This window comes from Bacteroides sp. OM05-12, from assembly GCF_003438995.1.
GTDB lineage: Bacteria > Bacteroidota > Bacteroidia > Bacteroidales > Bacteroidaceae > Bacteroides.
Genome location: NZ_QSUN01000010.1, coordinates 17,665 through 36,302, shown reverse-complemented (window position 1 = coordinate 36,302; position 18,638 = coordinate 17,665). Strand labels below are relative to the sequence as shown.

At 36.1% G+C, this 18,638-nt stretch carries 18 protein-coding genes; 6 read left to right on the top strand and 12 right to left on the bottom strand.

The window, feature by feature from the left end; translation table 11 throughout:
• Positions 1 to 10: 10 nt before the first annotated feature.
• The gene (gene xerD, locus DXB63_RS09870) at positions 11 to 961 is read right to left on the bottom strand and encodes a site-specific tyrosine recombinase XerD (RefSeq protein ID WP_122126299.1); all 951 of its coding nucleotides are present in this window, start codon (positions 959 to 961) and stop codon (positions 11 to 13) included.
• A gap of 72 nt (positions 962 to 1,033) precedes the next feature.
• On the opposite strand from xerD, the gene aroQ reads away from it, so the two are divergent.
• The 5 genes from aroQ to DXB63_RS09845 are packed head-to-tail and all read left to right on the top strand — an operon-like array spanning position 1,034 to position 5,180.
• The gene (aroQ, locus tag DXB63_RS09865; RefSeq protein ID WP_122126249.1) at positions 1,034 to 1,459 is read left to right on the top strand and encodes a type II 3-dehydroquinate dehydratase; all 426 of its coding nucleotides are present in this window, start codon (positions 1,034 to 1,036) and stop codon (positions 1,457 to 1,459) included.
• Positions 1,460 to 1,487: 28 nt separating this feature from the next.
• A complete protein-coding gene (gene pyk / locus DXB63_RS09860) occupies positions 1,488 to 2,948 on the top strand; it encodes a pyruvate kinase (RefSeq protein ID WP_122126248.1) in 1,461 nt (486 codons plus the stop codon).
• 3 nt (positions 2,949 to 2,951) lie between these two features.
• Positions 2,952 to 3,590 (top strand): O-methyltransferase, encoded by a 639-nt coding sequence (locus DXB63_RS09855; protein WP_122126247.1) that lies wholly within the window; start codon positions 2,952 to 2,954, stop codon positions 3,588 to 3,590.
• A gap of 27 nt (positions 3,591 to 3,617) precedes the next feature.
• On the top strand, positions 3,618 to 3,950 hold the full coding sequence (gene rbfA, locus DXB63_RS09850; protein ID WP_122126246.1) for a 30S ribosome-binding factor RbfA: 333 nt from the start codon (positions 3,618 to 3,620) through the stop codon (positions 3,948 to 3,950).
• On the top strand, positions 3,951 to 5,180 hold the full coding sequence (locus DXB63_RS09845) for an FtsX-like permease family protein (RefSeq protein WP_122126245.1): 1,230 nt from the start codon (positions 3,951 to 3,953) through the stop codon (positions 5,178 to 5,180).
• Between the two features lie 12 nt (positions 5,181 to 5,192).
• On the opposite strand, the gene DXB63_RS09840 is transcribed toward DXB63_RS09845, so the two are convergent.
• The 4 genes from DXB63_RS09840 to dut all read right to left on the bottom strand — a co-directional run bounded on the left by DXB63_RS09840 (position 5,193) and on the right by dut (position 9,550).
• Positions 5,193 to 6,485 carry a murein hydrolase activator EnvC gene (locus DXB63_RS09840; protein ID WP_122126244.1) on the bottom strand — a complete coding sequence of 431 codons (1,293 nt, stop codon included), beginning with the start codon at positions 6,483 to 6,485 and terminating at the stop codon, positions 5,193 to 5,195.
• Positions 6,482 to 7,231: a DUF4292 domain-containing protein gene (locus tag DXB63_RS09835; RefSeq protein ID WP_158563666.1), complete on the bottom strand. Its 750-nt coding sequence runs from the start codon at positions 7,229 to 7,231 to the stop codon at positions 6,482 to 6,484. The genes DXB63_RS09840 and DXB63_RS09835 overlap by 4 nt, the downstream gene beginning before the upstream one ends.
• A gap of 86 nt (positions 7,232 to 7,317) precedes the next feature.
• A complete protein-coding gene (locus tag DXB63_RS09830; RefSeq protein WP_122126242.1) occupies positions 7,318 to 9,108 on the bottom strand; it encodes a lipopolysaccharide assembly protein LapB in 1,791 nt (596 codons plus the stop codon).
• A gap of 7 nt (positions 9,109 to 9,115) precedes the next feature.
• The gene (dut, locus tag DXB63_RS09825) at positions 9,116 to 9,550 is read right to left on the bottom strand and encodes a dUTP diphosphatase (protein WP_122126241.1); all 435 of its coding nucleotides are present in this window, start codon (positions 9,548 to 9,550) and stop codon (positions 9,116 to 9,118) included.
• Between the two features lie 159 nt (positions 9,551 to 9,709).
• Between dut and DXB63_RS09820 the strand changes: the two genes are divergently transcribed.
• The gene (locus DXB63_RS09820; RefSeq protein WP_122126298.1) at positions 9,710 to 11,038 is read left to right on the top strand and encodes a deoxyguanosinetriphosphate triphosphohydrolase; all 1,329 of its coding nucleotides are present in this window, start codon (positions 9,710 to 9,712) and stop codon (positions 11,036 to 11,038) included.
• 513 nt (positions 11,039 to 11,551) lie between these two features.
• Here the strand turns inward: DXB63_RS09820 and DXB63_RS09815 are convergent.
• The 7 genes from DXB63_RS09815 to DXB63_RS09780 form a co-directional block, all read right to left on the bottom strand.
• The gene (locus tag DXB63_RS09815) at positions 11,552 to 12,025 is read right to left on the bottom strand and encodes a hypothetical protein (protein ID WP_122126240.1); all 474 of its coding nucleotides are present in this window, start codon (positions 12,023 to 12,025) and stop codon (positions 11,552 to 11,554) included.
• On the bottom strand, positions 11,991 to 13,163 hold the full coding sequence (locus DXB63_RS09810; RefSeq protein ID WP_122126239.1) for a hypothetical protein: 1,173 nt from the start codon (positions 13,161 to 13,163) through the stop codon (positions 11,991 to 11,993). The genes DXB63_RS09815 and DXB63_RS09810 overlap by 35 nt, the downstream gene beginning before the upstream one ends.
• Before the next feature lie 81 nt (positions 13,164 to 13,244).
• Entirely contained in the window at positions 13,245 to 13,724 is a 480-nt protein-coding gene (locus tag DXB63_RS09805; RefSeq protein ID WP_122126238.1) for a hypothetical protein, read from the bottom strand.
• 265 nt (positions 13,725 to 13,989) lie between these two features.
• Positions 13,990 to 14,349 (bottom strand): DUF3244 domain-containing protein, encoded by a 360-nt coding sequence (locus tag DXB63_RS09795; RefSeq protein WP_122348125.1) that lies wholly within the window; start codon positions 14,347 to 14,349, stop codon positions 13,990 to 13,992.
• 230 nt (positions 14,350 to 14,579) lie between these two features.
• On the bottom strand, positions 14,580 to 16,355 hold the full coding sequence (locus DXB63_RS09790; RefSeq protein ID WP_122126235.1) for a hypothetical protein: 1,776 nt from the start codon (positions 16,353 to 16,355) through the stop codon (positions 14,580 to 14,582).
• A 173-nt stretch (positions 16,356 to 16,528) separates the two neighbouring features.
• Positions 16,529 to 17,515: a GNAT family N-acetyltransferase gene (locus DXB63_RS09785; RefSeq protein WP_122126234.1), complete on the bottom strand. Its 987-nt coding sequence runs from the start codon at positions 17,513 to 17,515 to the stop codon at positions 16,529 to 16,531.
• A 31-nt stretch (positions 17,516 to 17,546) separates the two neighbouring features.
• Positions 17,547 to 18,365 carry a 1-acyl-sn-glycerol-3-phosphate acyltransferase gene (locus tag DXB63_RS09780; protein ID WP_122126233.1) on the bottom strand — a complete coding sequence of 273 codons (819 nt, stop codon included), beginning with the start codon at positions 18,363 to 18,365 and terminating at the stop codon, positions 17,547 to 17,549.
• Positions 18,366 to 18,638 lie beyond the last annotated feature (273 nt).

The window sequence follows — 18,638 nt, the reverse complement described above, 5'->3', positions numbered from 1 at the left end:
TTTCTCTATTTTATGAAATGTTATTTTCCTTACGGTATTTAATATTTCTCGGATGATGTTCGATGATTTCGCTTTTCAACATATTTCGGTCAATGTGTGTATATATTTCCGTTGTCGTAATTGACTCGTGTCCGAGCATGCATTGTATTGCCCGCAAATTTGCCCCTCCCTCCAGCAGATGAGTGGCGAATGAGTGACGGAAAGTGTGTGGACTTATGTTTTTGGTGATTCCGGCAGCTTCGGCCTGCTCTTTTATAATGTGAAAAATCATGATACGGGATAGGTTTGTTCCTCTTCTGCTCAGGAAAACAAAGTCCTCATAATCTTTTTTTATTTCTATTTGGTTCCGGTCTATAAAATAATGGGTTATTTCTTTAATTGCACGTGGAGAGATAGGTACCAAACGTTGTTTGCTGCCTTTTCCTTCCACTTTAATGAAGCCTTCCTTGAAATAGAGTTCGGATAATTTTAGGTTGATTAGTTCGGATACTCGTAAACCGCAACTATAAAGAGTTTCAAGTATGGCCCGATTCCTTTGTCCCTCTTTCTTGCTCAGATCTATTGAAGATATAATGGTGTCAATCTCTTCTACGGTTAAGACTTCCGGAAGTTTAAACCCCTTTTTAGGCGTTTCAAGTAATTCGGTAGGATCTGATTCTATATAGTCCTCTAGCAACAGAAATCGGAAAAATGATTTGATGCCCGATATGATTCTGGCTTGTGAGCGAGGATGTATTCCGATGTCATGTAGTCCTGCTGTAAATTCCTGCAAATTATCGAGCGTAACGTCAATGACATCTATGCCTTCAAGCGTCAGATATGCCATAAGCTTATCCAAATCAGTTAAATAAGCTGCTAAAGTGTTGGGCGAGAAAGACTTTTCTAATAATAAATATTGTTTATATTTCTTTATTATCAGATAGTTTTTATCCTTCTTGCCTGTTTTGTTAATAATTTCCATTTCTTTTTTTACCTTTGCAACTTGAAATAATGTTTCTACAAAGGTATCAAAACATTCGTAAATTATTGTTTTATGAGAATACAAATTATTAACGGGCCTAATATCAATTTATTAGGAAAGCGTGAACCTTCCATTTACGGAAATGTTACATTTGAAGATTATTTGGCAGAGCTTCGAAAGGATTATCCGGAGGTCGAGATAGATTACTTCCAATCAAACGTGGAGGGAGAGATGATAAATAGGATTCAGGAAGTCGGCTTTGATGTAGATGGCATTATTTTGAACGCCGGTGCGTACACGCATACTTCTATTGCGCTACAGGATGTAATTCGTGCAATTACTTCACCGGTTATTGAGGTGCATATTTCGAATGTGCATGCCCGTGAATCTTTTCGTCACGTGTCCATGATTTCTTCTGCGTGTCTTGGTGTGATATGTGGTTTCGGACTTCATTCTTATAAGTTGGCGGTAGAAGCCTTGTTGTTGAAAAAGAAATAAATAGGTATATATAAATAGGTATAAAGGTATGATGCTAAAGCAGACAAAAATCGTTGCTTCAATTTCAGATCAACGTTGTGAAGTAGATTTTATAAAACAATTATTTAATGCCGGAATGAATGTGGTGCGGATGAATACTGCCCATGCCAGCCGTGAAGGTTTTGAAAAGTTGATAGCGAATGTTCGTGCAGTTTCCAATCGGATTGGGATATTGATGGATACAAAAGGGCCGGAAGTGAGAACGACTGTTTTAGAAGGCGATGCGATTGAATTTAAGATAGGCGACCGAGTGAAGATTGTAGGTGATGCAAATCAGGTGACGACTCGTGAATGTATTGCGGTGACATATCCTAATTTTGTACGTGATCTGGCCGTTGACAGTGATATTCTTATTGACGATGGTGACTTGGCGTTAAAAGTAATTGAGAAAACGGATGACGCTTTGGTTTGTGAGGTTCAGAATGAAGCTGCTTTGGGTAGTCGTAAAAGCGTTAATGTGCCGGGTGTGCGCATTAACTTGCCGTCGCTGACGGAGAAAGACCGCAATAATATATTGTATGCAATAGAAAAAAATATTGATTTTATAGCACATTCTTTTGTCCGTAACAGACAAGATGTATTGGATATAAAAGCAATATTGGATGAGCATGGCAGCGATATAAAGATTATTGCCAAGATAGAAAATCAGGAAGGCGTAGATAATATTGATGAAATTCTTGCTGTAGCTGACGGAGTGATGGTTGCCCGTGGGGATTTGGGTATTGAAGTGCCACAGGAACGTATTCCGGGTATTCAGCGTATGCTTATCCGTAAGTGTGTGATGGCTAGAAAACCGGTAATCGTGGCTACACAGATGTTGCATACGATGATTAATAATCCACGTCCTACACGTGCGGAAGTTACGGATATTGCTAATGCTATTTATTATCGTACGGATGCGCTGATGTTGAGTGGTGAAACAGCCTACGGGAAATATCCGGTAGAGTCGGTAAAAACGATGACTAAAATTGCTGCACAGGCAGAGAAAGATAAATTATCGGAAAATGATATTCGTATACCATTGGAAGAGAACAGCAATGATGTTACCGCATTTCTTGCTAAACAAGCAGTGAAAGCTACTAATAAGTTAAAAATACGTGCGATTATTACAGATAGTTTCAGTGGACGTACGGCACGCAATTTAGCCGCTTTCCGTGGTAAGTATCCGGTATTGGCTATTTGCTATAAAGAGAAAACGATGCGTCATTTGGCTCTGTCATATGGGGTAGAAGCTATTTATATGCCTGAATTGGCTAACGGACAGGAATATTATTTTGCGGCTTTGCGTAAACTTATTAAAGATAATGTTTTGCATGAAGATGAAATGGTTGCTTACTTGAGTAGTGGCAAGCAAGGTACTCAAACTTCGTTCCTTGAAATTAACGTAGTGGGCGATGTGTTGAAATATGCAGATGATTATGTGCTCCCTAACCGGAACAGATATTTATAATGTATGGAAGAGACGGAATCTATAGACGAATATATTCTGAAGCATATTGATGATGAGGGCGACTATTTGCACGCCCTTTATCGTGATACGAATGTAAAATTGCTCCGTCCCCGAATGGCTTCAGGACATTTGCAGGGACGTATGCTGAAGATGTTTGTAAAGATGATCCGTCCAAAACAGATTCTGGAGATAGGCACATACAGTGGATATTCCGCTCTTTGTATGGCTGAAGGCTTGGAAGAGGGAGCGATGTTGCACACATTTGAAATTAATGATGAACAGGAGGATTTTACACGTCCGTGGCTGGAAGGTTCTCCCTATGCGAAGAAAATAAAGTTTTATATAGGTGATGCTTTGGTACTTGTTCCTCGAATGGATGTTGTATTTGATTTGGCATTTATAGATGGAGATAAGCGTAAATATTTGGAATATTATGAGATGGTATTGTCTAAGTTGTCCAACGGAGGATATATCATTGCCGATAATACGCTTTGGGATGGACATGTGCTGGAGACTCCGCATAGTAATGATTATCAGACGATAGGCATTAAACGTTTTAATGATTTTGTGGCTACGGATGAACGTGTTGAGAAAGTAATCCTTCCGCTTCGTGATGGTTTGACGATTATAAGGAAGAAATAGTGTATATAATAATGAAAGGAGATAAGTATGGAAACAACCAGACAAAATAAAATTTCCCGCTTGATTCAAAAAGAGTTGAGTGAGATATTCTTGCTTCAGACGAAAGCAATGAATGGTGTGTTGGTTTCTGTCAGTGTAGTGAGAATCAGCCCTGATATGAGTGTGGCACGTGTATATTTAAGTATATTCCCTTCTGAAAAGAGTAAGGAAATCGTTGAAAATATCAATAACAATACTAAATCAATCCGCTTTGAACTGGGTACACGTGTGCGTCATCAGTTGCGTATCATTCCGGAATTGAAGTTTTTTGTTGACGATTCATTGGATTATATTGAAAAGATAGACCAATTATTGAAATAGTTGAATCTTCCTTTTTACATAGCCAAGCGTTATTTATTCTCGAAAAAGTCACATAATGCGATTAATATTATTTCGGGAATATCTGTCTGTGGTGTCTCTTTGGCGACACTGGCTATGGTTTGTACGCTTTCTGTAATCAATGGATTTCAGGATATGGTGGCTACTTTTTTTACGGTTTTTGATCCGGAAATAAAAGTAACTGCCGCTATGGGCAAAACTTTCGATGTGAATGACGATCGCATAAAGCAACTGCGTTCATTACCGGAAATTGCAGTTTTTACTGAAACATTGGAGGATAATGCAATGGTACAGTATAAGGACAGGCAAATGATGGCAACGATAAAAGGGGTGCAGGATAATTTTGAGCAACTTACTTCGATAGATAGTGTCCTCTATGGTAAGGGGGAGTTTGTACTCCACGACGAAGTGGCAGATTATGGAGTGATAGGGGTAGAGTTGATGTCGGTTCTCGGTACAGGGGTACAATTTGTTGATCCGTTGGAAATATATGCACCTCGACGCGGAGAAAAAGTGAATATGGCAAATCCTGCTGCTTCTTTTACAAAAGAGTTCTTATTCTCTCCCGGAGTTGTATTCGCTGTAAATCAACAGAAATACGATGCTTCTTACATACTTACATCATTAGACTTTGCCCGGAAACTATTTCATTATGATACGGAAGTTTCAGCAGTAGAACTTCGTTTAAAGCCGAACCAGAATATAACTTTGATGAAAGGTAAGATTGCGGATATGCTCGGAAAAGATTTTGTAGTGCGTGACCGCTATGAACAACAAGAAGACATTTTCCGTATTATGGAGATAGAGAAACTAGTTTCTTATCTCTTCCTCACTTTTATACTTTTAATTGCTTGTTTCAATGTAATTGGTTCCTTATCTATGCTCATTATTGATAAGAAAGAGGATGTGAGAACGCTTCGTAATCTGGGTGCGGACGATAAGTTGATCTCTCGTATTTTTCTTTTTGAAGGACGAATGATATCCATGTTCGGAGCTGTGACCGGTATCGTTTTGGGATTAATACTTTGTTTGATTCAACAGAAATTCGGTCTTATCTCTCTTGGAGGTGATGGTAATTTTGTTGTGGATGCTTATCCTGTCAGCGTACATTGGGGCGATGTCTTACTTATATTCTTAACAGTTTTAATAGTAGGATTCCTTTCCGTTTGGTATCCGGTACGTTATCTTAGTAAGAGATTGTTGGATAAATAATCACTTAAAGAATTATTTATCCAACCATATTTCCGGATTCAGCTTCGCTGTTTCTTTTCGTAATTGAAAATGCAGTACCGGGCGTCCGGCATCTGAATAAATTTTTCCGATGATATCTTTGGTTTTTACTTTATCTCCTTTACTGACCGAAGCGGAGGAGAGGTTACAGTAAACAGATATATAGTTCCCATGACGGACTAAGACTCCTACCAGACCATTGTATTGGAATACGGCCGAAACTTCACCGTCGAAAATTGCGCGTGCCATTGCTCCCGGTTTTCCTTGAATGTCAATGCCTTTATTGTCGAGCTTTACATTTTTCAATCCTTCTACTGCGTATTGACCGTAGTGGCTGACAATAAGATGCGGACCGGTAATAGGCATTGGAAGTAAGCCTCTATTTTTCTCGAAATTACCGGAAAGTTGTCTGTCTGCTTTGTCCATGGAATAACGTTCCATCGGCTCACTTTTTTTAGGTGTAGGAGATGATTTCTCTGTAGAAGAAGTTCCTTTACCTGTGGATTCTTTCTTCTTGGCAGCTTCGCGGCGTGCTTCTTCTTCTGCGCGTTTTTTAGCTTTGGCTATTTCTGCCTCAATCAAGCGATCTATTTGTGCATTCAGTTTATCTGCCTGTTTCCGTTTTTGACGGATTTCGTTTTGCAGACCTTTCTGTTTCTTTTGTAAGCTGGAAAGTATGGTTTTCTTTTCTTTTTCCTGATTTTCAAGTTTTATTTTTTCTTGTTCGCCTTCTTTCAGTAAGACAGTCTTTGCTTTACGAGTCTGCTCCAACTCTTTTTGTTTTACACGAATTTGCTCTTGTTTTTTCTTTATTTCTTCGCCTTGAATTCGTTGATAAGTTGCATATTCTTGTACATAACGCATTCGCCGATAGGTTTGGCTCAAACTTTTGGCAGAAAAGATAAACATGAGTTTCTCCTCTATTGACTTGTTCTTGTACATGTATTGTACGGACGATTCGTATTTCTTCTTGCGGTCTTGTAAGTCTTTCTCCAGCTTTCGGAGTTGCCGTTGAAGAGAAGCAATCTCATTCTCAAGCACTCTTACATCAGCTTCTATTGCGTTGATGTATTTTCTTCTTTCTGCTATCTGGTTGGTAAGCAATGCCAAGCTGCTTAATTGGCTACCTACATCCTTTTTAGTAGAACGAAGTAGCGTTTCCGATTGTGCTATTTGCTTTTGCAATTCACCACGTTTGTTTTCCAGGTCTTTTATCTTTGGCGTGGATTGTGCAAAAGATGTAAGGCTGATACAGACTGTTACCAACAGAATAAGAAAGTGTTTCATAAGCTAAGCAACAGTTTAAGTAGTTCGTTTGTACTTATTTGTTTATATTTTCCGGAAACTGACGTTTTTGCTATTCGTATTTTGTCCGTTCCCATCTTAGAAAGATCTATTTGTGCTTTAGCTTCTTTTCCTATTCCGGCAAGAGTAATGTTCATTTGAGACGGAAAACTCTGTTTGTTTAACGGCTTAAAATCCCTGTATTCCCATTTTAGTTGGTATTTAGCTAAAGCGAATATATCTGTATTGGTGAGTTGCTTGTTTGGATCGGTCGTAAAGTTATAGTCGAATTTCTTGGTTTTCTTTAAACGGATAGTAGCTTTGTTGTTTTCTTGCCGCACAGTAAAGGCTGACAAATCCGACGGAGTTACTTCCTGTTTGCCCGGTAGAAACAGTTCGTTAAAGAATAATGCCTGAAGCGTATAGAAATTCATATCCCCATTGGCAAGAAATGAGAGGGTGGATATTGGTACATATACATATCGTTTGTTGATGCGGTCAATAACCAAGACACTGTCTTTGCTTATTTCAATCCGTGCCACTTCTATTCCTAGAATAGGAGCAATGGATAGCTGGATTAAATCATTCTTTTTCATTTTCAATGAACCGTTGACGGATGTCTCTTTTCCATCTAAATTGATAGTTAAGCGCATTTTAGATGAGAATGAGTCAAAGGACGGAGCATTTTTAATGACCTCTTCCAAGTATTTGGTATCGGATAATTCTTTAATACCTCCTGATGAATCCATAGATTTGGATGTTTTACAGGAAGCTACTAGTATAAGCAGTAAGTAAACAGGTAATATCTTACATATATGTAATAAAAATCGTTTCATTATTCCGCAATGTATTTCTTTCGTTCTATCTTTTTGTCGAGTGTTTTCGATTCACACCCCATTTCTTTCGCTTTGAACCAAAACTTTAGCGCTTCTTCTTTTTCACCGTTCATGAAGTAAATATCGCCACAGTGTTCTACGATGACGTCACTTTCTTCTCCACCGTTCTTCATAGCATCGTCGATGTAAATCTTAGCCTCGGCATATTTCCCTTTTTCGAATAATATCCATGCGTATGTATCTAAATAAGTAGAGTTCTTAGGTTCCGCTTTTACAGTCTTATAACTCATTTCTTCTGCTTTGTCCAAGTCTTTTCGTTCCACAGACAAATAATAAGCGTAATTATTTAATGCACCGATGTTATCCGGATTATAGACTAAGGCTGAATCATAGGCAGCATAAGATTCTGCTGCCATCTTCTTCTCATGATAAATATCTCCCATGATGCTATAAAAATCAGATACTACGAGCTTGTTACTTTCAGCACTTACCATGCCCACTCCTTTCCGGAAAGTTTTTAAAGCATCTTCTTTTTTATCTGTTTGGAAATAGGAAAGCCCGAGGTAGAAGTAAAACTCCAATGTTTCGGGTGAATATTCTATCGCTGGCTCGCAGATGTTTATGACCTCTTCATAATTATTGTCTTTTATTGCGTAGCTAAGTAACTGCAAACGTGCCGCTACATTCTCCGGATCTATCTCTAAAATGCGATTTAAAACAGGTATGGATTCTTTCTCCATTCCTTTGGAAATAAGATATTGTGTATAGAGCATTGGGATTTGTGCATCTTCCAGTTTTTGCTTCATCATGGCATCAAAAAGCGCAATGATTTGTGTGCTGTCTTTGTCGGACTGCTCGGACTGAATGATTAATTGCCGCATAATGGTAAGTTTGGCATCCGTATCGACATTCTTGTTCAGTAAAACGGTATCCAACTGTTGGCGGTACAACTCTTTCTGACCTGTTTTGTCGTAATATGTAGCCATAGATAGCAGCGCCATTGCATTGTTCGGCTCTATTGCAAGTACTTTCTGATAAGTATCGTATGCTTCTTGTGTCTTCCCATTATTTAGATATACATCACCGAGAATGGATAAATATCTCATATCGTTCGGGTATTCTTTTGCCAGATTTTCGATTTCCCTAAAAGCTTTTTTATCGTCACCCATCGTCAGATAAATGCGGAACTTCTCCATGCTGATTTGTTCGGATTTACCTTGAGTAGCCTCTAAACGATCAAGCGTATGAATTACATTCGGATAGTCTTTTACACGGTTGTACAAGTCTATCAATGCTAATAGAGATTCTTGTCTGCCGGGAAATTGTTCAAACATATCTTCGTATACTTCAATTGCTTTTTTTACATTTCTGTTGGATTGATAAAATGCGGCCAGAGTTTGCTTGTACCAGAAGTTATCCGGTGCTTCCTCTACGGCTTTAATCATACAAGATAGTCCCGTCTCCAGTTGTTTTAGGAATAGATAAAATTGTGCAATCTCGTATAAGGCGGAAGCGGCGTTCGGATTGATTTGCAAGCAATGTTTGTATAATTCGAAAGCAGCATCATAATCTCCTTTTTCTTTCATGCGTGCAGCTTCCAGAAAGAAATAATCATATTTTCTCTGTGCTTCAGGACTGAGCGTTTCAACAGCTGTGACCTTTGCCTTTCTCTTAGAAGATTTTGAATCCTTTGATGCTTTGCTTGGGGAAGCGCAGGAAGATATAATAATAGTAAGTATTAATAGTATGCCCGTCAATAAAGCATGTTGTAATGTATTTTGCTGTTTCATGACTTTTTTACTTTTTACCCGTATGACCGAAACCACCTGCTCCGCGTTCTGTCTCATCCAGTGTCTCCACCTCTACCCATGTTGCTTGTTCATGTTTGGCTATAATCATTTGGGCAATGCGTTCTCCATCTTCAATAATGAAATCTTCGGATGACAGGTTTACGAGAATAATGCAAACTTCCCCTCGATAATCCGCATCAATCGTGCCGGGTGAGTTTAATACAGTGATTCCTTTCTTGATGGCTAAACCGCTACGGGGACGCACTTGAGCCTCATATCCTTCCGGTAGGGCTATATATAATCCGGTAGGGACAAGGCAGCGTTGCAAGGGTTTCAATACGATAGGTTCTGTTAAGTTGGCACGGATATCCATTCCTGCGGAAAGTCCGGTAGCGTAAGCAGGAAGCGGATGCTTTGATTTATTTATGATTTGTACGTTCATGAGGCTATTTTATTATATAATAATGTGCGAAAATACGGATTTCATTGCAATAATCTAAACATTTTCATAAAATTAAGCGAATCAGAGGATAAAGGAGGTAATATTAAAGGCTTTTTTATACTTTTGCATATAAAAGATATTCAAAAAGGAAGTAGGATTATGATGAATTGGAGGCAATTAATATCGACGAAGCGTTTTGGAATGGAAGAGTTCCATGAAGCGAGGAAAGATGATCGTTCTGAGTTTCAACGGGATTACGACCGTCTTATTTTTTCGGCTCCTTTTCGTCGTTTGCAAAATAAAACTCAGGTGTTTCCGTTACCGGGCAGTATTTTTGTCCATAATCGTTTAACGCATAGTCTTGAGGTTTCTTGTGTAGGTCGTTCTTTGGGACATGATGTTGCGAAAGCCTTACTTTCCTCTCATCCGGAATTGGAGGATTCTCATGTTTCGGAAATTGGTTCCATCGTGGCAGCTGCTTGTTTGGCTCATGATTTGGGCAATCCGCCTTTCGGACATTCGGGCGAGAGAGCTATTTCTACTTATTTCTCGGAAGGAAAAGGCGTTAGATTGAAGCATGACTTGTCGGATGCCGAGTGGGAAGACTTGATACATTTTGAAGGTAATGCCAATGCACTGCGTTTGCTTACCCATCAGTTTGAAGGAAGACGAAAAGGTGGTTTTGTTATGACTTATTCCACTTTGGCGGCAATTGTGAAATATCCGTATTCTTCCGGTTTGGCAGGAAAGAAATCCAAGTTTGGTTTTTTTCTGAGTGAAGAAGAGGGCTTTCGCAGGATAGCCGAGGAGTTGGGGTTGATATGTTTAAGTGAAAAACCCTTGAAATATGTCCGCCATCCGTTGGTTTATCTGGTAGAGGCTGCCGATGATATTTGTTACCAGATGATGGATATTGAAGATGCGCATAAATTGAAAATACTTACTACAGAGGAGACTAAAGGGCTTTTCATGGAGTATTTCGATGACAGGAAGAAGGAGCGTGCGGAGACAATCTTTAAAATGGTGACCGATGTCAATGAGCAGATTGCATATTTACGCTCTACGGTTATAGGATTGTTGATTCGGGAATGTACAAACGTTTTTATTGATAACGAACAGAAAATTTTGTCGGGAGACTTTGAAGGTGCGTTGATAAAGCACATAAGTGATCGTCCACGATTGGCCTATGAAAGTTCTGCATCTTTGTCGTTTAAAAAGATATATCGTTCGAGTGATGTTTTAGATATAGAACTGGCGGGTTTTAGAATTATTAGTACTTTGATTGATTTAATGATAGAAGCCGTTACTTCACCGGAAAAGGCATATTCGCAATTATTGATAAGCCGGGTATCAAATCAGTACAATATGAATGCTTCTACTCTTTATGGAAGAATTCAAGCGGTTCTCGATTATATTTCCGGAATGACGGATGTGTATGCTCTTGATCTTTATCGGAAAATCAATGGGAATAGCCTGCCTGCGGTTTAGGAATTGAGTCTAAAACAAATCACGGTTGTTTATCTACATAAATTCTTATTTTGGTATATATTTTTAAATTACTTGTTATTGCCTTCACCTTAGCACTATTTGGCGTAAGTTGTTGTTGCATAATCAATAAAAGTGAAGGCATTTTTTGAAGTTAAAAAGTATATGTTTAAAATTTGGAATTTTACCCACTATTTACTGCTTTTCACTTCCTTAAAAAAGTAAATTCACTGGAATTAATTGATAATCAGATGGAAGATCGAAAACGTGATAAGGTGAAGGATGATTCTAGTAATTTCTTTTTTCGTAGTAAACAAGATAAATCATCGTGGTGTTTGTAAAAATCACCTTGATGTTTTTTACAAACACCGTTAGTTTTGAAAAAAACATCAGGTCGATTGCAAACAAACATACGGTCGATTGTTTGCAAACGATAGGAGTTTGTGAACAATTGACCGTATATTAAGTGGCAGTTTTCATTTTTTTATGGGAATGGTCTGTATGTATAGTCATCATTTATTTTCTATTAAAAATATATTGCAATTGGTTTACAATGTCTTCTCCATTTATGTTGATTATAGTATCTACTTTTTCTTGTTCTATATAAACAACGCTGGAATTGTAGAATAAGTCTTTCGGATCATTTATTATTGAATGTTTGATAATGACATTGGGATTTGTTAATCTTTTATTCTCGAAAGCATCTAAGTCTACGTTTATGCCTCTTGAATTAATTATGATAAGCGCCCTGTTGTCATTTACGTGATTTTTGATGGATTCGGAAAATGATAATATACAGTTTCCACATCCTATATCATTGACCACATATATTTTGTTGATATTTTGATCTAGTTTTATATTATATTGTTTATTTAGATAGTTTTTTATCTCTGTTGTCTGAGCATCTTCTTTGTGAGTACATTGCAGAGACGATAATGTCACTACTAAAAAACAGCTATAAATCCAGAAAGTCAAATGTCCTTTTTCCATATTCTTTATCTTTAGTAATTTTTTCTATCATTATTCCTTTGGATGTTATCATTGCAGCTTTGGGGTTATATTCATCTGTATTAAAAACGATCTCTCTCTCTTTATTAAAGAGATTGTCATAAATATAGATTTTAAAAGGATAGCCGAGCTCATCTACACTACTAAAATCTTTGGAGGTTCTTAGAAAGATATAGTATTTATGATTTTTATCATTATAAAGCATATTAGTTATTCTGCACTCTTTGTAAAGTTCTTGTTCTGCGAGTATATCTTCAGAAATTTTGATGTCATTGGCAAACACTATTCCTTCAGGTATCCTATAATTTGAAGGTATTACAGGTATTGTATCTTCTATTTCAAGGGTTCTGAAGTTTAGTTTATAAATATTTCTGTCATGTGCGCTGATAAAAAATAGATCATTATTTAAAAGGGCATATTCCTTGTCACTGGCTCCATATGATTTTATCGATTTAGATTTATTGTAATAGAATTCATTTAAGGTAAATTTTATTTTAGGAGAGTTACTAAAGATGGATTCAACTTTGCATAACATTGGAGAATGCATTCTGTTTTTGAGAATGTATTTGTAATATTCAAGATTGGAAGCAAACGTTGTATCTCCTTTTTCCTTTTTGCCGTCCCATGTTGTAATGAATATTGCATTATTCTCTTTAATGATAGAATTAGGGAAAAAACTACCCCAGAATCGGTATTCATCTTCATTTGTTAAGTTAGACAGGGCACTTAAATCAGTCTTGAAATAAAAAGAATTATTTCGTTTTATTCCGGCCATTATTCTGTTATGATAGGATATAACGATGATAGAGTCTTTAGAAATGATTGATATCCGCCCTATTCTCCCTATGCTGTCTTCTGCTTGCTTTAGTGATATGGAGTCTGTGGATTTTCCTGATAAATCGTAAAATCTGATATAAGGATTAAAGTTTGTTTTTACAAAGAAAATTTCTTCTTTATCGTTTGTTTTGTCTTTATATATTCCTTGATGTGTTTTTAATTCTTCGAATCCTACGTTAAATGTAATTGTTTTATGAGAGTTTTCTTTTTCTTTGTCACATGCAATAAATGATAATGATGCAGTGATAAGTATTGTTATTTTAAAATAGGATGATGTATTCATGATTTATGATTGGTTTTTTACTCTTTCATAAAAGTTAATATTACCTCTGTTACAATTATGTAGAGAGGTAATATGGAGTTTTTATTTATTCCTGTATGCTACTGGTACAACTAGTTCTGTTCTATTATTGCCTGTGCTATTATAGATGTAGAATTCAGTGTTACTGGTTGCGTTGAAATCTTTTTTCAAAACGACTTTATTGTCATTTACTAGCTTTTGTAATTCTGAACCCATAATTGTTTGATTCCATACTGTTCTAGAATCAGAAATTACAATAACTTCTGGGAGACAGCTCCCGTTACCATCAAAACAGTCAACTCCGCCGGTTGCATACATTCTCATTTTTACTTGATCTTTTGTATGGTTAGTAGAAGTAAGAGCTTTTGTTTCTACACCGTTAATTTGGTTAATAAAATTTTGAATTGCATATTCGTTATCGGATACCATTTTTACTTGTGTCATATTATTAGGTGTAATAATTTCTTCTTCATTATTACAGCTAGACATAAGCGTAACGCCTATAAAAAGCATTATTAAAATAGATATAATTTTTGTTCTCATGATTTAAATTTTATAATGTTAGATACTATATTCCCATTTAAAATCATTATCTTTACTCTTGCTTATAGTTGCAAAGCAACGATTTTTATCGGCAGGGAAAGACGGGAATTATTTCTCATTTCCTGTCGATTCAGTTTTATTATTCTAATGGCTGTAACTGTCAAAACTGAATTCAACTTAAACAGGTACAGCCAAATTGCTGATTTTGTTTTTACCTAGCTTGAAAATAGAGTTCATAATTAGGATGATTTAGAAAGACAATAATTTATTCTGTGAGTAAAAAATCTCCCGAAACTTCGTTCCCTTCAGCATCTTGAAAATAAATGCTATATTCTCCATTCTGATATTGAGCTAAATCTACATAAATAGATTTCGCTGTGTTGGTGGTAATTTCACGTTGATAGATTATTCCATCCGGACCAACTACGGTTACAAATACTTGTTGTACTTTTTTTGTAAAATGGATTCCTAATAAAGCTTCACTGATATCTACATGGACAGGTACTATATATTGATTAGTTTTACTTGATGGGTGTCGGTCACTTAGTTTGATTTCATGGTCTGTGGCAAAACTATCCATGCATAATACCATCCATCCGATAATTATTATAAATGCATTTTTCATAATCAATTAAATTTAGTTAGCGTTTTATTGATTGTTTGATACAAAAATAGAGGCAAGAAGTGAATTATGCAAGGAAATGATTGGACAGTTAGGTGGACATTTGTGTCTTATCTTATTATGTTAAGTATATAATATACAGTCAGATATGAAAATATGAATAAAAAAAACGTGGACATTTGGTCTCGTGGGTTGGAATTAGAAGAGAAGTAAAGGACTTTTGGCTTGTATTTTCAATAATCTTTTAAATATTCTTCTAAAGAGATGCCGTCTTGACTGAGATTCATTCTTTCTCGTTTAATGCGGTATTTGCGTTTTTTGAGTGCTTCCTCGTTCATTTCTAATAAAATTATTATATTTTGATTGTTAACTCCCATCTTTAACAAACAGCAAATATAGATGTCATCATTGGTTAGATGAGGATATTCAGTACGTAAGCGTTCCTCGAAGTTATTGTAACAGAAATTGATGGCAGAGAAGAGATTTGCAAGTTCTTGTTCAGACAATATTAATTGGGCTTTAGCTTGTTTCTTTTGGTAAAGATTTAAAGAATTCATAGCTTCTATTCTCTGTACTGTTTTATTCATTTTGAATATTTGTTCTTTTAGTTTTTTCTGTTGTTGTATGTATGATTGGAGCTCTTTTTCCTTCAATGATATATCTTCTTTTAATCCTCTTTCTTTCAGGATATACTCTCTTAATTTATTTTCTTTGTCTTGAACTGCTTGTTTATTCTGTAGTAATTCATTGGTCTTTTGTTGCAGTTGCCGTACGGTCTGCTCCAATAATGTATCTTTGAGGCGGATAATGTTTTCTTTTTTTCTTTCTGATTTATTGTATATATAATAAGTTACAAAAAGAGTAATAAGCAGTACGATGGTAATAGCAAGTATGGCAATACCACGCCTTTGGAGTTTTGCTTTTGATTGTATGTTTTCATTTTGTATCAATGAATAATCATATTTTTTTTGAAGTTCCATTAAGTTACGGTCTCTTTCATAGATTTCAATGGAATCTTTATAAGAGGAGTATAACCTGCTCCACATTAGTGCTTTTTTGTAATTACCTAAGCCTTCTTCTATTCTGGACATTTCGTTTTGGTAGCTGGCAATATTGTAGAGATTGTCAGTTCTTTTACCTTTTTCAATATAATAATAGGCTGAATCGTATTGTTGAAGATCATTAAATATAAGTCCTTTCGTTGCCCAGACATACAGTAAATAAACAGAGTCATTATGAGAATACTTTATGGACTCATTGATTTTTTCTAATGCAGTTGTGAATTGATTGTTTTGCAGGTAAGACATGCTTAAATGCTGATATAACCAAGAAATTTGTTCGTCGCTTTTTAAGTGTTGTGCCAATTTGATTCCTTCCCATACATAAGCTTGAGCCTGTTGAAAGTCTTCTTTGTACATATAGCTCCATCCTATTTCTCCAAGTACGTTGATTAGGCTGACAGTATCTTTGTTCTGTGTTTCATATTCTTTGGCTTTCATTAATTTATTTATTCCTTCTTCGTAAGGAAACTCTGTTTGCAGCAATCTGCCCCAATGATAATAGAGCAAGGCTAATAATTTATTGTTTTGGCATCCGTTTGAAGCTATTGCTGCTTTTTGGAAGTAGGTAAGTGCTCTTTTGCTGTCTTTAGTATCTCGGCAAACTTGTGCCATATAGAAATAACTCCATGCTTTGCGGAGAGAATCTTTTCGGGTAGAATAATAATCGACAGCTATGTGGATGAGTGAATCATTTTCTACCGGAATATAATTCTTATATTGAGCTTGTGTCATAAGTAGGGCATAGAGTGCTGCGTTTTCTCCATATAAGTGTTGCGGATTATTGAATTTCTGTAATATATGCAATGCACTATCTGCATGTTCTGTCATTAATTTGTCAACAGAAAGTAGTAAATTATGTTTTTTATTGATATTATATTGCCATGAGAGTATACCTGCTGTTGTAAGAATAAAAAGAGAGGTAGTGATTATGATTAGATTTTTTTTCATAGTTTATCCTGTTTTGCAAGCAAATATATATAAATATTTTTGAATGCAAAGCAGGCTTTCCCAAGAAAGATAAAAGTAATGTAAATAATTTGTTTATTTACTTGTTTACATCGCTTGGAACATCGGTTTGTTTAGGTTTTTAGAGAATTCTTTTCGATGAATCTTATAAAAAACTATTTTATTTTTGTGATAACTTTATTCGCTCCAGATGTCAGTTGTAAATCCTGAGGATGCTCTTTGATATAAGACTCGATATGACGAATTCTTTTATCTTCAAGTATCTCATCTACGGCAATAAGAATGCCGGTTTCTTCTACATCTCCAAAACCATAGTTGATGGCAGTTCCGAACATACGCATCGTTGGAGAAAGGCTCATATAGGCATTTACCAATGGAGGTATATTATATCCTAATTTTCTGATTTCGCTATTTAGTATTTTATAATCTTCTTTGAAAGTATCTTTATTAAATAGGCGGGCAAGTGTCTCAGGATGTGTTTCCAGTTCCAGCGGTTTCATTGGAGTTATCAGTCCGTCCTTGTCTTCAAAATGTTTGTTTAAGAAATGAAGTATCATATCTCTTCCTTTGCGATTGTAGCTAGGATACATGGTGACCTTTCCGAAGAAATATTTCACGTTGGGCATGACGACGGTTAGTGCTCCCAATCCGTCCCATAAATTATCTAAAGCAAACAGACCTTTGGAACCGGCACGGGTTGATTGGTATTCTAATGTTACAAATGAGCGCCCTAGTTCTATTGTTGTCGGAAGATATTCTTTAATAAATTTATCAGAGAAATTAAACATATGCGACGTGGCCAAAATGGGTTTTCCTTTTTCGTCAAATTGGACGTCAGTTCCGAGAAGATAACGATAACCGCCTAAAATCTCTTCAGCCTCCGGATTCCATACAATTAATTGTTTGTAAGGGTTTTCCATTGTGTCATATTCGTCAATATCCAAAGGTAATCCTGTGCCTCCTCCGGCAGCCCGAAATGCTATCTCACGTAGACGACCGATTTCACGCATGACATTTGGAGAGTCTTGGTGAGTAATTATGTAAATTTCATTATTACTTTTATTAGTGAAACGTAAACGTTTATCCTCAGTCAGTTCTGATTTTAATATTTCCTTACTTATAGGAGCAATAATCTCTTCCATGTGTCTATTGTAATTTCTTCTTTTTACCTATTTACAGTTTATATACAATCTCTTTCACATATTCTGCCCATTGAGCAGGTGTTTTTGATTTATCGAATGTTTGCCATGATATTGGTTTACCAATCGTAATAGTAAATGTTTTATGCCGGTTTTTAAACATTTCATCGGCAAGATAAACCATGGCAATGTTAAATTTAATTCCAAGCATTTTACTGATGTTCGCCAGATTGTAAAAAAAGTTGGAGTTCCTGCCTTCGAAATGGATAGGAACAACATCGCGTTGGCTCTTTACACTTTCAACAATGAAAGATTTTTTCCATTCCAAATCTTTTATAACGCCATTTTGTCGACGGGAACAAAGCCCTGCAGGAAACATAATAAGATGGTTATCCGACTTGAATCCTGCTTCTACCATTGCAGGGAAGTTTCTACCTTGTGAACCGGTTTTATTTACCGGAATAAAAAGTGGAGCAAGATTACGAAGATTCATTAATAGATCATTAACAAGGTATTTTACTTTACCATTGTAATGTTTTCCCAAGATATATCCGAGTGCTACTCCATCTTGTCCTCCAAGCGGGTGATTGGATACGAATGTGTAAAGTCCGTCTTTCGGAAGATTTTCTTCTCCTTTTACTTTGATGTGGATATCCAAAAAATCCATTGTTGCTTCTAGGAAATCTACACCGATTTTATCTTTGGATTCTGCCAAAAAAGGATTGATTTCGTCTTGATGGACGATTTTTTTTAGATACGAAATAACGAACTTAGGAATGTACTTATATTTATCCGGTGCTTTCGTACGTAAGATATTATCTATGTCAATCAAAAAAACAGAGTCTTCTGCCATTGCCTCTCTTAAATTATGAAAGTGCAAAAATAACTCATCTTTTTAATAAATCGCAAAAAAAACGAAAAAAGGAGATGAAAAATAGATATTTTGTTCTTATTCGTCGATAAAATGTAGAATTTGAATTAGGATTGGCATATTTTTACACGTTATACCCGTTGGAATAATGGCTGACAATTAATTACACTCAAACTAAAATGTCTGATTTAATTTTTGCTGCATTCATTGCCTTGAGCTTGTCTTTGAATCGGGTATATTTAATTTTTAGAATAC

Excerpts from the sequence above, each read along its gene's own strand:
- xerD (WP_122126299.1), bottom strand. The coding sequence starts at position 961 with ATGGAAATTATTAACAAAACAGGCAAGAAGGATAAAAACTATCTGATA.
- aroQ (WP_122126249.1), top strand. The coding sequence starts at position 1,034 with ATGAGAATACAAATTATTAACGGGCCTAATATCAATTTATTAGGAAAG.
- pyk (WP_122126248.1), top strand. The coding sequence starts at position 1,488 with ATGATGCTAAAGCAGACAAAAATCGTTGCTTCAATTTCAGATCAACGT.
- DXB63_RS09855 (WP_122126247.1), top strand. The coding sequence starts at position 2,952 with ATGGAAGAGACGGAATCTATAGACGAATATATTCTGAAGCATATTGAT.
- rbfA (WP_122126246.1), top strand. The coding sequence starts at position 3,618 with ATGGAAACAACCAGACAAAATAAAATTTCCCGCTTGATTCAAAAAGAG.
- DXB63_RS09840 (WP_122126244.1), bottom strand. The coding sequence starts at position 6,485 with ATGAAACACTTTCTTATTCTGTTGGTAACAGTCTGTATCAGCCTTACA.
- DXB63_RS09835 (WP_158563666.1), bottom strand. The coding sequence starts at position 7,231 with ATGGATTCATCAGGAGGTATTAAAGAATTATCCGATACCAAATACTTG.
- DXB63_RS09830 (WP_122126242.1), bottom strand. The coding sequence starts at position 9,108 with ATGAAACAGCAAAATACATTACAACATGCTTTATTGACGGGCATACTA.
- dut (WP_122126241.1), bottom strand. The coding sequence starts at position 9,550 with ATGAACGTACAAATCATAAATAAATCAAAGCATCCGCTTCCTGCTTAC.
- DXB63_RS09820 (WP_122126298.1), top strand. The coding sequence starts at position 9,710 with ATGATGAATTGGAGGCAATTAATATCGACGAAGCGTTTTGGAATGGAA.
- DXB63_RS09815 (WP_122126240.1), bottom strand. The coding sequence starts at position 12,025 with ATGGAAAAAGGACATTTGACTTTCTGGATTTATAGCTGTTTTTTAGTA.
- DXB63_RS09810 (WP_122126239.1), bottom strand. The coding sequence starts at position 13,163 with ATGAATACATCATCCTATTTTAAAATAACAATACTTATCACTGCATCA.
- DXB63_RS09805 (WP_122126238.1), bottom strand. The coding sequence starts at position 13,724 with ATGAGAACAAAAATTATATCTATTTTAATAATGCTTTTTATAGGCGTT.
- DXB63_RS09795 (WP_122348125.1), bottom strand. The coding sequence starts at position 14,349 with ATGAAAAATGCATTTATAATAATTATCGGATGGATGGTATTATGCATG.
- DXB63_RS09790 (WP_122126235.1), bottom strand. The coding sequence starts at position 16,355 with ATGAAAAAAAATCTAATCATAATCACTACCTCTCTTTTTATTCTTACA.
- DXB63_RS09785 (WP_122126234.1), bottom strand. The coding sequence starts at position 17,515 with ATGGAAGAGATTATTGCTCCTATAAGTAAGGAAATATTAAAATCAGAA.
- DXB63_RS09780 (WP_122126233.1), bottom strand. The coding sequence starts at position 18,365 with ATGGCAGAAGACTCTGTTTTTTTGATTGACATAGATAATATCTTACGT.